The following is a 12936-nucleotide window of genomic DNA, read 5'->3' as shown; positions in this document are numbered from 1 at the left end:
CAGTAAATAACCACCGGCCCGGCGCTCAACACAGGAAAACTAGTCATGGCTATGCTCAACCAAAGGCTGTCTTGTCTGGCTTGCCTTAAAGGCTATGCTGAGCTGGATCGGGGGAGAGAGACAGATCATGATGCCTAGCTGGCTGGTGTTCGGATCAGCGCTTTTCTATCTGCTGATGCTGTTTGCCATCGCCACTTATGGCGACCGGTCGGCGCGGCAAAGGCAACGACGGACAGCGGGCCGCCCGATCATCTATTCTCTCAGCCTCGCGATCTACTGCACGTCCTGGACCTATTTCGGCAGCGTCGGATTGGCTGCCTCGCGCGGGCTCGAATTTACCGCGATCTATATCGGCCCAATCCTGATGTTCACTCTGGGAATGCCGATCCTGCGACGCATTGTGACGCTGGCCAAGGCCGAAAAACTGACGTCGATCGCGGATTTCATGGCAGCGCGTTATGGCAAAAACCCGGCGGTGGCAGCGCTGGTGGCGCTGATTGCCGTGATCGGCACCATTCCCTACATCGCCCTGCAGCTCAAGGCGGTGTCCTCCTCGGTCGCAGTCATGATCGATGTCGAGCAATTGAACCGGGTAACCGGGACATTCTTCCTGTCCGACATCTCGTTTTTCGTCACCCTGGTGCTCGCTGCCTTCGCCGCCATTTTCGGCACCCGTCACACCGACGCAACGGAGCATCAGGACGGGCTTATCCTGGCGATTGCGATGGAATCCCTGGTCAAACTGCTGGCTTTCACACTCATCGGGCTGTCGGTTGTGTTTGTCATGTTCGACGGCCCCTGGGATCTGCTCCGCGCCGCCACCGCCAATGCTGAAGTGATGGTGGCGCTGTCTCACGAAACGCCGCTGATGCGCTGGATCATGCTGATCGTGCTGTCAGCCTTCGCAATCATCCTGCTGCCACGCCAGTTTCATGTCGCGGTGGTGGAAAACCGGACACCTGGCGAACTCAAGCTGGCAGGCTGGCTGCTGCCGTTTTACCTCATCGCCATCAATATCTTCGTGCTGCCGGTTGCGATTGCGGGCGTGCTGCAATTCGGCTCGGGTGGCGCGAGCGACCTGTTTGTTCTTGCCCTGCCGATGGCCAATGACATGCCCTACCTCACCCTGGTCACGTTTATTGGTGGATTTTCGGCGGCCACGGCGATGGTGATCGTGGCCTCTGTCGCCATTGCCATCATGGTGTCGAATGACATTATCGTTCCGGTGGTGTTGCGGCAGCGCGACCGGCGCGGTCAGGGCGGCGATTTTTCCGGCCGGATCCTGATCATCCGGCGCACGGCGATTGTCGGAATCCTGCTTTTGGGGTTTGCCTATTATCGCGCCGCCGACATCAATGCCGGACTGGCCTCCATCGGCCTCTTGTCCTTTGCCGCCATCGCCCAGCTCGCACCGGCTTTTTTCGGCGGCTTGTTCTGGCGCCAGGCCAATGCCCGGGGAGCAATCGCCGGCCTGTCCAGCGGCATAGCCATCTGGGCCTATATCCTGATGCTGCCAAGCCTGGGCGGTCCGGACAACAGTCATCTCGCCGCAGAATTTCTGGATTTCATCAGTCCAGGCAGCAACAGTTTCGACGGACCGGGCGCGGATCCCTTGTTCAATGCGGTGGTTCTCAGCCTGAGTGTCAATTGTCTGTTTTATGTGCTCGGCTCCTTGTCGCGGCGCCCCAAATCGATCGAGCGGATCCAGGCTGCGATGTTCATACCGGAAAGCCAGCGGCTGACGACGTCAGGACGCAGCTGGAAAACCAAAGTGACCGTCGGCGATCTGAAACAGACCATCAGCCGTTATCTGGGACAAGAGCGCACGGAGCGTTCCTTTCATTCGCATGAGCGCGCCATCGGCCGCTGGATCAACGATCAGGACCCCGCCGATATGGGGCTGCTGCGGTTCGCCGAACAACTGCTGGGCAGCGCCATCGGGTCGGCCTCCGCCCGGCTGGTGCTGTCGCTGTTGTTCGAACGCGCCGATGACATTCCCGGCGACACGGCGCGGCTGCTGGATGAAGCCTCCGAAGCGCTGCAGTACAATCGCGATCTCCTGCAGACTGCACTTGGGCAGATGAACCAGGGCATCACCGTGTTTGACAGCTTCAACCGGCTGACCGTCTGGAACAAGCGGTTCCGCTCGCTGCTGGAACTGCCCGAACTGGTGGGACAGGTCGGATTCTCGCTTGAGAACATCATATCGATCCTGGTTGATCGCGGTGATCTCGAAGCCGGCGAGGAGCAGACCACGCTGGACCGTTTTCTGACCATGGATCAGGCGTTCTCGCTGACCATCGGCCTCGAGAGACGGATCATTGAGATCCGTTCCAATCCGATGCCTGACAGTGGCATCGTGACAACCTATGCCGACATTACAGAGCGTGTGGCAGCCGATGTGGCTCTCAAACAGGCCAATGAAACGCTTGAGCAAAGGGTGAGCAAGCGGACCGCCGAACTGACCCGCGTGAACCACGAGCTTGAAAAGGCGCAGTTGACGGCGGAAGACGCAAACATCGGCAAGACCCGGTTCCTTGCCGCAGCCGGGCACGACATCCTGCAACCGCTCAACGCCGCCCGGCTGTATTCCTCAACCCTGGTCGAGCGGCTCGGCAACTCTCCCGATCAGAAGCTTGTCCAGAACATCGATTCGTCTCTGGAATCGGTCGAAGCCATCCTTGGCGCGGTGCTGGATATCTCCCGGCTCGATACCGGGGCAATGAAGCCGCAAGTGACCAGCTTTCCCCTCAATGAGCTGTTGCAGCGGGTGGTCACCGACTTCGCTCCGGTGGCGCGCGAGAAGAACCTCAGATTCACGGTGATGCCCACAAGTGTCTATGTGCGCTCCGACCCCAACCTGTTGCGCCGGCTGATCCAGAATCTGGTCTCCAACGCGATCAAGTATACACGCGAAGGCAGGGTTCTGGTCGGCGTGCGGCGGCGCGGCGACAAGGTGCTGATCCAGGTCATCGACACCGGGATCGGAATTCCCTCCAGCAAGTTCCGCACAGTTTTCCGTGAATTCGCCAGACTTGAGGAAGGCGCGCGCACCGCCTCGGGGCTGGGGCTTGGCTTGTCGATTGTCGACCGCATAGCCCGGGTTCTCAAGCATTCGGTAGATATCGCCTCGCGTTCGGGCAAAGGCACCGAGTTCCGGGTAGAATTGCCTGTCGAAACCAATACCGAACGGATCCAGGCGCAACCACAACGTGCAGGACCAGATGCGGCGAACTCCAACCTGAAGGGGCTGCGGGTCTTGTGCATCGACAATGAACCCAAAATACTTGAGGGCATGGCGCTGCTTCTGAGCGGATGGGGCTGCACGGTCCTGGCGACCGGTTCCCTCGGCGAAAGCCTCAGTCTTGCCGAAACAGAAGATGCGCCGGATGTCATCTTCGCAGACTTCCATCTCGATGACGGCACCGGCATCGACACCATTATCGAGCTTCGCCAATTGTGGAAAATGGATATCCCGGCCCTGCTGGTGACTGCAGACCGCACGCCCGAGATTCGCGGTATGGCAGAAGCCCACCGGATTGGCGTTCAGAACAAGCCGATCAAGCCTGCGGCCCTGCGCGCATTTCTCAATCAGGCGACCGTTTCAAAGCGCACTGCTGCCGAATAGAATGTTTCAGTCACTCTGGATCAGCACTTCCGCACCGATCTTGGAAAGCTGGATCACCGCCTGGGTGCGGCTGTCGACACCAAGTTTTTGCAACACCGCAGAGACATGCGCCTTGATCGTGGCTTCGGAAACATTGAGCTCATAGGCGATCTGCTTGTTGAGCAGCCCTTCGGCCAGCATGCCCAGCACCCGCCCCTGCTGCGGGGTCAGTGTCTGGATCCGGGCAATCAGGCCGGCAATTTCCTGATCGTGCTCCGACCCCAGATCGACGTCAGGCGGAGACCAGATGCCGCCATCCAGCACCGTACGCACACCCTGGCGGATCTCATCAATGCTGGCTGATTTCGAGATGAAGCCGGATGCGCCCAGTTCCAGCGCGCGGCGCATGGTGGACACATCGTCGCTGGCCGAGACCACCACCACCGGCAGGCTGGAAAATTCGGCCCTGAAGGCGATCAGGCCGGAAAGACCCGAAACGCCAGGCATGGTCAGATCGAGAAGGATGAGGTCTGCTTCGGGATGATCAACTGCGGTCTTGCGGGCGCTCTCGAGATCTCCGGCCTCGAGAATATCGATGGCTTCACCGATCCCCTCAAGGGCCTGCCGCATGGCACCCCGAAACAATGGATGATCGTCCGCAATGATGAAAGTCAATTGCGTCATACGTGCTCCCCCTCCCGATCGCGCAGTCAAAATGGGTCTGGCGCGACGCCGTACTCGAAAATCACCTTAACGGCGCGCCAAGCGTTGACGCAAGAGTGGCACAGCGATGATCTGCCGACCAGCGGGCTTGCTCACCGTCCCACGCCGTCAGGTCCGATCCGGCACGGGTTCGGGCGGCACATCCGGGCCGTCTTCATAATCCTTGCGGAGTTCATCGACCATTCCGAAGAAACGGCGCATCATTTTCTCCATTGTTCCCAATGCGCGATCCAGCTCGGCCTCGTCAGTTGCACCAGGGCTGCCGTCCGCGTGATCGAGCGCGTCAAGTCGCGCCTCGAGATCGGCCACCCGGCCCGAGAGCTGCGAGAGGCTGTCTTCAAAGGCGCGGCGCTCGTCGGCTGATATTTTACAGACCAGTTGACCGGACTGCTCAGTGCAGATCGACATTTCGCCGGTCTGGACATCCATGCGGACAAATCCGGTTTCCGACTTTTCCATGATAAAGCGATGTGTCGCGGACTCCTGGGCCAGAGCCGCAACCGGGATCAGCGATGAAAGGGCGAAAGCCGACAAGATTGCAAAACGGGTCATGACGTTCCTCTCCTGATTGGGTATGTGATGGCATGCAATAGCGTCAGAATCGAGAATACCCTCCTGAAGGCGGCCTTCACGAGGGTGTTTCAGGCCAGACAGCACAGAAGCGGGACACATTGCCATGCATGCGACGATCTATAAAATCACACCGGAAGCTCTCTGGCGCACTGCCGAAACCGAAGGCCGGTTTACCGGTGCGCCGGTGGATCTTGCGGACGGGTTCATTCATTTTTCAACCCGCGACCAGGCAATCGAAACCGCAAAGCGCCATTTCAGCGGTCAGGACAACCTGCTGCTGGTGGCCGTCGATGCCGGCGCGCTGGGGGAGAAGCTGGTTTTTGAACCCTCGCGCGGCGGTGCGCTGTTCCCGCATCTGTTCGCCGAGATGCCGCTGTCGGCAGTGAAATGGGTCAAGCCGCTGCCACTGGGAGCGGACGGCGCCCATGTATTTCCGGACATGGAACCATGAGCCGCCTGATGGATGACCTTGCCCGGCGGGCGCTGTTCAAGCTGGACCCCGAAACCGCGCACGGGCTTTCCCTGACTGCACTCAAGAGCGGGCTCGTGCCGGCTTGCCAGCCTGACCGGGACCCGCGGCTTGCGGTCACCGTCGCCGGACTTGCGTTTCCCAATCCGCTGGGCATGGCGGCGGGCTATGACAAGAACGCCGAGGTTGCCTCAGAACTGGCGCGGCTGGGGTTCGGTTTTGTCGAGGTCGGCACGCTGACGCCGAAACCGCAATCGGGCAATCCGAAACCGCGGATTTTCCGTCTGGTCAGGGATCATGCGGTGATCAACCGGCTTGGCTTCAACAATCAGGGGCACGCCGACGCCCATGCCCGGATTTCACAGCGCCGGAAAACAGGCCTTCTCGGGATCAATATCGGCGCCAACAAGGATGCCGCCGATCGCGTCGGTGACTATGCCGCCGGTATTTCCTGTTTTGCCGATGTGGCGGATTATTTCACGGTCAATGTGTCCTCGCCGAACACGCCGGGATTGCGCAACCTGCAGACCCGCGAAGCTCTGGCCGGGTTGCTGACACGGGTTCTGGCCGAGCGCGACGCAAAGACAAGGCGGATTCCGGTGTTCCTGAAGATTGCACCGGATCTGACCGAGCCCGATCTCGATGACATTGCCGCAGAATGTCTGGCGCAAAACCTCGACGGCGTCATCGTCTCCAACACGACATTGTCACGTGCGGGATTGGCAGCAGACCCGAAAGCAGGCGAGGCCGGCGGCTTGTCGGGCCGTCCGGTGTTCGCGCGCTCGACAATCGTGCTTGCCAAGATGCGGCAGAAGCTTGGTCCCGATATGCCCCTGATCGGTGTCGGCGGCATCGACAGCGCCGACACAGCGGCGGAGAAAATCCGCGCCGGGGCGGATCTGGTCCAGCTTTACACCGGGTTCATCTATGGCGGACCATTGCTGCCGGGGCGCATTTTGCGCGGTCTCTCACGCATCTGCGACCGCGAAAACCTGGCTCACCTGTCGGATCTGCGTGATTCCCGCACGGCCGATTACGCGGCATTGGCAATTCCCGAATAGGATCACGCCGCGCCAAAGGCCTGATGGGTGCGGCGCGGCAAGAGCGCCAGCAGCGTGAAGCCGCGGGCTGCCAGAAAGATGTTCAAGGATATCCACAGCCCGAGATTGCCCCACAGGCCGGTGAGAGCGACGGACAGGCCGATAAACAGGGCGAGCGAAACAAGCATCATGTTGCGCATGTCGCGTGACCAGGTGGCGCCGATATAGACACCGTCCATTTCGAACGCGAGCACGCCGGACAGCGCCGTCAGCGCCGCCCAGAACAGATAGCTGCCGGCTTCCACGCGCACGGTTTCCAGCGTTGTCATCCAGGCCACAACCGTGGACCCGAAAACCAGGAAAAACACGGTTGTGAAACCGGCCAATCCGAAGCCCCAGAGCAGCGTCAGTTTGACGGCCCTGGTGAAAGCCTGGCGGTTGCGCGCACCGATCGCACGTCCCGATATCTGTTCGGCGGCGGTGGCAAACCCATCGAGATAGTAGCCAGCCACCATGAAAAAATTCATCAGGATGGCGTTGGCCGCCAATGTCGTGTCGCCAAAGCCGGTTCCCAGCCGGGTGAACCAGGCAAAGGCAGCAATCAGCGCGAAGGAGCGGATCATGATATCGCCGTTGAGCGCCATCAGCCGCTTGATCGACGTGCGGTCAATGACCTGTTTCCACGTCGGGCGATGGGGCTTCTCAAACCGGCGATGAATAATCCAGAAGCCCGTCACACAGCCGGTGATTTCAGCGATTACCGTGGCCAGTGCCACCCCCTGAAGGCCGTATCCAAGACCCAGGCCAAGCCAGATCGACAAGACGATGTTGGTGCCGTTGATGACGGTTTGCAGGAACAGCCCGGTTCCCCCCATGCCGCGGCCGAGCACATAGCCAAGGATGGTATAGTTGGCGAGCGCTGCCGGCGCCGAGAGCGCACGGATCAGCAGGTAGGTCGAGGCGGCTGCGGCGACATCGCCTTTGGCGCCCATGAAGGCCAGGCCGGCTGACAGCAAGAATGGTGTCGCGGCGATGATTGCGACGCCGGCGACCACGGCGATCATCAGCGACCGCCAGAACACGGCCTGCTCCTCGCACGGGTCTTCGCGTCCCATGGCTTGGGCAACCAGGCCGGTGGTCGCCGAACGCAGGAAATTGAAGCTTGTAAAGACCAGATCGAACAGGATTGCCGCAATCGCCAGCCCGCCGAGCAACGCGGCGTCACCCAAACGCCCGACAACCGCTGTGTCGACCAGGCCCAGAAGCGGGGTTGTCAGAAACGCCAGCGTCATGGGCACTGCGATGGCGAGCACCATACGGTTGGTGACCAGCAGGGCAATTGGCTGCGGCGGTTCGGTCCGCGCTTGTGGGTGCTGCATGGAGATGTCCGTTAAAAACGCGATTCTGACGAAAGTCAGATCGAAACTAGACCGGGCGCAAGGGAAAGCCCACCGCAGGAATGGACGAAATCACATTCCTGCGTCACATCATTCCGGATGCCTTACTTGCCAATCGTCCATGCGCCAGCCTATGACGCCGAATTCGCCCCCGACCACCGTTTCCCGATGGGCAAATATACCCGTCTGATGGAGCTGATCAGATCAAGTGCCCTGGGTGCGCGCGCAGCCTGTCACGCGCCGGCGCCAGCTTCGGCCGAATGGCTGGCGCTTGCGCATGACCGCGCCTATGTCGATCAGGTGCTGGCCTGCAATGTACCGGCCCTGATTGAACGCGAGATCGGCTTTCCGGTTGATGCGCGTGTCAGCATGCGGGCGCAGCTTGCAACCGCGGGAACCGTGATGGCGGCACGGCTGGCGCTGGTCACAGGGCTTGCCTGCAATACGGCCGGCGGCAGCCACCATGCGCGGCGCGCGCAAGGCGCCGGGTTCTGCACCTTCAATGATGTGGCAGTGGCGGCGCATCTGCTGCTTGCAGACGGTGACATTGGCCGGGTGCTGGTTGTCGATCTTGATGTGCATCAGGGTGATGGCACGGCGGAAATCTGCGCAGGCATCGACGCCATCCGCACCGTGTCGATGCACAGCGAGAAAAACTACCCGGCGCGCAAGCAGCCCTCCACAATCGATGTTTCCCTGCCGGACGGGGTGCGCGATGACGCCTATCTGGAAACGCTCGACTGGCTGCTGCCTCAAACCATCGCAGGGTTCTCGCCGGATCTGGTGTTCTACAATGCCGGCGTGGACCCGCACGAAAACGACCGGTTGGGGCGGCTGTCGTTGACCGATCAGGGACTCAAGGATCGTGATCGCCGGGTGTTTTGGTTTTTCAGGCAGCGCAACATTCCGGTCGCCACCGTGATCGGCGGCGGCTACAGCCGCGACGTCGACGCAGTCGCGCGGCGGCATTTGCTGACCTTCGAGGCAGCCGCCGAATTTGCCTGAATCTATCTCCGCAGGCTCAAAAGCCGAATGACGATGAAGACAGGAATCACCACGCCGGCGCCGAGCAGCAGATAGCCGCCAAAGCGGCCCAGTGCCGCAAAGCCGGTTTCCCAGAGGTTCAGCACAAAATCGCGGGCGATGTAAAGAAGATCAACCGGGTACCAGTTGAACGCCGCCATGATCACGCCGACCACAAAGGATGCCACCAGCAGTTTGAGTGCAGTGCGGCCGGGCGTATCTCCCAGAAATCGTGTCAAACCATTGCTCATGACGGCAGTTCCCATGTTCGGTTGGCTCTCACATAGTCATGGCGGTGGCGGCGGGCAAGTCCATCACGGTCCGCCGTCAATCATCCGCTCGAGCGTTTCGAGCCGGTCCGCTTCCGCCGGGGGCTTGTCCCAGCGCAGGCGGCTGATCCGCGGAAAGCGCATCGCGACACCGGATTTGTGGCGGCTCGAGCGGTTGATGCCCTCGAACGCGACTTCGAAAACCAGCCCCTTGTCGAGGCCGGCCCGAACCGACCGGACCGGGCCAAAGCGTTCGACGGTGTTGTTGCGGACGTATTTGTCGATCTCGACCAGCTCATCGTCGGTGAAGCCGAAATAGGCCTTGCCGACCGGCACCAGTTCGCCCGGCTCGCGCCAGACCCCGAAGGTGTAGTCAGAATAGAAACCGGAGCGTTTGCCGTGGCCGCGCTGCGCATACATCAGCACCGCATCAATGAGAAACGGATCGCGCTTCCACTTGAACCATTCGCCCTTTGGCCGGCCCGCCAGATAGGGCGCAGCCTTGCGCTTGATCATCACGCCTTCAATGACGGCAAAGGGGGGCTCGGCACGCAGCGCCGCAAGGTCGTCCCAGTTGTCAAATTCCAGCATTTCCGAGCAATCGAAGCGCATCGGATCGAGCTTTAAAACAAACGCTTCGAGCCGTGTTCGGCGATCAAGGAACGGCCGGGCACGCAGATCTTCGGCTCCGTCCTGCAACAGATCATAGGCACGAAAGAAGGCCGGAAACTCACGCAGCTGTTTGGCGCTTACCGTCTTGCGGTTGAGGCGTTGCTGCAGGTCGGAGAAACTGCCGGTTTCGATTCCCGCCCCGGATGGCCGCGCCACCAGCAATTCGCCGTCCAGAGCACCATCAAAGCTGATCGCGTCGACCAGATCCGGGAAGGTCGCCGAGATGTCATCGCCGGTGCGGGTGTAGAGCCGGCTGATGCCGCGCTCGGATGTCGCCTGGACGCGAATGCCGTCCCATTTCCATTCGGCGACGAATTCCGCCGGATCGAGCTTCTCGAAATCCTTTCCGTCGATCGCGTGTGACAGCATTACCGGGCGGAACGGGGCAGCGCTCGCATTGACCGGCTTTTCGCCAGAACCCTCGAGCCAGGCAAACAGTTCGACATAAGGTGGCGTCAGACCGTGCCAGAGCTCCTCGATCTGATTGACGTCGACACCGCCAAAGGCCGCCAGTGCCTGCTTGATCAACCGTCCCGAAAGCCCCATGCGAAAGCCGCCGGTGACCAGCTTGAGCAAACCGTAGCGGCCGGACGGGTCGAGCCGGTCGAGCCAGTCCTCGACAAGCCCCGGACCTTGACGGCGCGAGGATGCCATCAAGGTTTCGACCACTTCAGTCAGTCCCGGCGCATCGTTGCGCCCCCTCGCCGACCCGGACGCTTCCGGCCAGGCCAGGGCGATGGTCTCGGCCAGGTCACCGACATAGTCATAGGAATAGGCAAACAGTTGGGCGTCCATGCGCGACGCAATCAGCTGGCGCAATTGCGCCGGCTTGACCGCCGGTATGTCGAGTTCACGGGCGATCGCGGCCAGCGCATAGCCGCGCTCGGGATCCGGTACCGTGCGGAAATAGTCCTGCAACAGCGAGAGCTTGGCGTTGCGCGAGGGTGTGAACGCCAGCATGTCGAGGAGGTCAGCGAAACGGTTCACGGTTCAATCACCCTCGTCTTCATAACCGACCAGATGCAACGGCCTGGCGGCGATGCCCTGCATCTCGCACCAGCGCACCAGCGCTTCCTCGCGGCCGTGGGTGACCCAGACCTCGCCCGGCGCGACGGTCTGGATGGTGGCGGCCAGTTCATCCCAATCGGCATGGTCGGAAATCACCAGCGGCAGCTCGACCCCGCGCTGGCGCGCCCGCGCCCGCACCTGCATCCAGCCCGAGGCGAAACTTACCAGCGGATCGGGAAAGCGACGCGCCCATTTGTCGCCGAAGGCCGAAGGCGGGCCAAGCACGATGGCGCCGGCGAAATCTCCCTTGGCGCCCGATTCGACGGTGGCGGGACGCAGATCACCAAGGGCGATGCCGCGGGATTGATAGTACGCACACAGCTTCTGCAATGCGCCGTGGATGAACAGGGGCCCGTGATAGCCGGCATCGCGGATCAGCCGGATCACCCGTTGCGCCTTGCCCAGCGAATAGACCCCGACCAGATGCGCCCGCTCCGGATTTCGCCCGACCGAGCGCAGCAGCCGAGCGATTTCGTGGGCTGCGTCGGGGTGCCTGAACACCGGCAGGGCAAACGTGGCCTCGGTGATGAAGACATCGCACGCCACCGGTTCGAACGTGGCGCAGGTCGGATCAGGCCTCGGCTTGTAGTCGCCAGAGGCTACGATGCGCAGTCCGTTCATCTCGACGGAAATTTGTGCCGAACCCAGCACGTGGCCCGCGGGATGAAACCGCACGGTCACGTCCTTGATGCGGATGGATTCACCAAGTCCCGCCGGCTGGGTTTGGTGCGCATGATCGGTGCCATACCGGATCGACATGATGTCGAGCGTCTCCGGCGTCGCCAGCACATGGCCGTGGCCGGCGCGGGCGTGGTCTGCATGGCCATGGGTAATCAAGGCCCGGTCCACAGCGCGCACCGGGTCAATGTAGAAGTCTCCGGGTGGGCAATACAGCCCTTCGCGGCGCGGGATCAGCAGATCTTCGGGTTTCATCAACATCGCAGATAAGTAGGGCGGTATTGCCGGACGTAAAAGGGCTTGCGTTCCTTGATCAATCGCCGCATAGGCGGGTTCCTCTGGAGTTACCGGTCCATACATGACACCTCATCAGCTTTCTTCGGGCGATCTGACTGCCGATCGTCGCGCCCAGTACGCACGTCTTTATGCCGAGGGCGGAGATCTGGTGGCTGCCGTCGATCTGCAGCACCAGGCCCTCAAGCTTGTACCGGACTGGGCGGCGGGATGGCACGGGCTTGGTGACTATTGCGAGAAGGCGGGCGATTTGGCCGGAGCCGCCGAAGCCTGGCGCAAGGTGCTGACACTGTCTCCCGTCGACATTTTCGGTGCCGGCCTGAAACTCTCGCTGACTGGCCAGGCTGCGCCGCCCGCGATTCCGCCATCTGAATATGTCGAAGCCTTGTTCGATGAGTACTCGGGGCGCTTCGACACCGCGCTTGTCAACAGGCTGGGCTACTGCGTCCCCGAACGCCTGGCTTGCCTGATCGGCGAGGTTGCCGGTGAAGCCGCCCTGTTTGCAAAGACCATTGATCTGGGCTGCGGCACGGGGCTGTTCGGAGAACGAATCCGGCACATGACCTCGTGGCTGGAGGGATATGATCTGTCGCAGGGCATGCTGGCGAAGGCCGTCGAAAAGGGCGTTTACGATCATCTCGACCAAGCAGACATTCTGCATGGTTGTCTCGCCTCGCAGCCGGCAGACGCGGCGCAGGCCGATCTGGTCGCTGCTGCCGACGTGTTTGCCTATTTCGGCGATCTTGATGGCGTCCTTGTTGTTGCCTCGACCCTGGTCAAGCCCGGCGGGCTCCTCGCGTTCTCCTGCGAGGCCGGACCGGACGCGGCCGACTGGTTGTTGCAGGGGTCGCTGCGCTACTGTCACAGCGCGGTCTATTTGCGCCGGCTTGTGGAGCGGCAAGGCCTGGTCCTCGAGCGAATGGTGCGGGAAACCATACGTCGCGATTGCGGAATGCCGATTGAGGGCCTTCTGGTGATTGCCCGCAGGCCCGACGGTGCCCGAATTGCCGATGCGGACCTGACCGCAGCCTCAGACCAGGCTTTCGCAGACGCAATGGCGGAAACCGGCGAGCCGCATGCGTTGCCGCTGATGTGAACATCTGACCTGATCATCAGTGAGCGG

At 61.4% G+C, this 12936-nt stretch carries 11 protein-coding genes; 5 read left to right on the top strand and 6 right to left on the bottom strand.

All coding sequences use genetic code 11. The annotated features are described in order from the left end of the window. Positions 1-127 precede the first annotated feature (127 nt). A complete protein-coding gene (locus tag PZ897_RS11485; protein ID WP_275752425.1) occupies positions 128-3628 on the top strand; it encodes a hybrid sensor histidine kinase/response regulator in 3501 nt (1166 codons plus the stop codon). A gap of 6 nt (positions 3629-3634) precedes the next feature. On the opposite strand, the gene PZ897_RS11480 is transcribed toward PZ897_RS11485, so the two are convergent. Next, complete coding sequence (locus PZ897_RS11480; protein WP_275752423.1) at positions 3635-4291, bottom strand: response regulator transcription factor; 657 nt, start codon at positions 4289-4291, stop codon at positions 3635-3637. Between the two features lie 147 nt (positions 4292-4438). Next, on the bottom strand, positions 4439-4882 hold the full coding sequence (locus PZ897_RS11475; RefSeq protein ID WP_275752422.1) for a hypothetical protein: 444 nt from the start codon (positions 4880-4882) through the stop codon (positions 4439-4441). A gap of 124 nt (positions 4883-5006) precedes the next feature. On the opposite strand from PZ897_RS11475, the gene PZ897_RS11470 reads away from it, so the two are divergent. Both PZ897_RS11470 and PZ897_RS11465 read left to right on the top strand, forming a co-directional pair. After that, complete coding sequence (locus PZ897_RS11470; protein ID WP_275752421.1) at positions 5007-5354, top strand: DUF952 domain-containing protein; 348 nt, start codon at positions 5007-5009, stop codon at positions 5352-5354. Further along, entirely contained in the window at positions 5351-6433 is a 1083-nt protein-coding gene (locus PZ897_RS11465) for a quinone-dependent dihydroorotate dehydrogenase (RefSeq protein ID WP_275752420.1), read from the top strand. The genes PZ897_RS11470 and PZ897_RS11465 overlap by 4 nt, the downstream gene beginning before the upstream one ends. 2 nt (positions 6434-6435) lie before the next feature. On the opposite strand, the gene PZ897_RS11460 is transcribed toward PZ897_RS11465, so the two are convergent. Further along, entirely contained in the window at positions 6436-7791 is a 1356-nt protein-coding gene (locus PZ897_RS11460; protein WP_275752419.1) for an MATE family efflux transporter, read from the bottom strand. Positions 7792-7908: 117 nt separating this feature from the next. Between PZ897_RS11460 and PZ897_RS11455 the strand changes: the two genes are divergently transcribed. Further along, entirely contained in the window at positions 7909-8814 is a 906-nt protein-coding gene (locus tag PZ897_RS11455; RefSeq protein WP_275752418.1) for a histone deacetylase, read from the top strand. A gap of 2 nt (positions 8815-8816) precedes the next feature. On the opposite strand, the gene PZ897_RS11450 is transcribed toward PZ897_RS11455, so the two are convergent. From PZ897_RS11450 to PZ897_RS11440, 3 genes are all read right to left on the bottom strand, one after another. After that, entirely contained in the window at positions 8817-9083 is a 267-nt protein-coding gene (locus tag PZ897_RS11450; protein ID WP_275752417.1) for a DUF6460 domain-containing protein, read from the bottom strand. 63 nt (positions 9084-9146) lie between these two features. Then, positions 9147-10760 (bottom strand): cisplatin damage response ATP-dependent DNA ligase, encoded by a 1614-nt coding sequence (locus tag PZ897_RS11445; RefSeq protein WP_275752416.1) that lies wholly within the window; start codon positions 10758-10760, stop codon positions 9147-9149. A 3-nt stretch (positions 10761-10763) separates the two neighbouring features. Next, positions 10764-11774, bottom strand: a complete 1011-nt coding sequence (locus tag PZ897_RS11440; RefSeq protein WP_275752415.1) for a ligase-associated DNA damage response exonuclease — start codon at positions 11772-11774, stop codon at positions 10764-10766. A gap of 103 nt (positions 11775-11877) precedes the next feature. Here PZ897_RS11440 and PZ897_RS11435 point away from each other — a divergent pair, with 103 nt between their 5' ends. Further along, positions 11878-12909, top strand: a complete 1032-nt coding sequence (locus PZ897_RS11435; RefSeq protein WP_275752414.1) for a methyltransferase domain-containing protein — start codon at positions 11878-11880, stop codon at positions 12907-12909. Positions 12910-12936: the final 27 nt, after the last annotated feature.

The organism is Hoeflea sp. YIM 152468, assembly GCF_029210485.1.
Taxonomy (GTDB): Bacteria; Pseudomonadota; Alphaproteobacteria; order Rhizobiales; family Rhizobiaceae; genus Hoeflea.
Note: the sequence above shows the minus strand (reverse complement) of the source record. Positions and strands in the feature narration are given on the sequence as shown.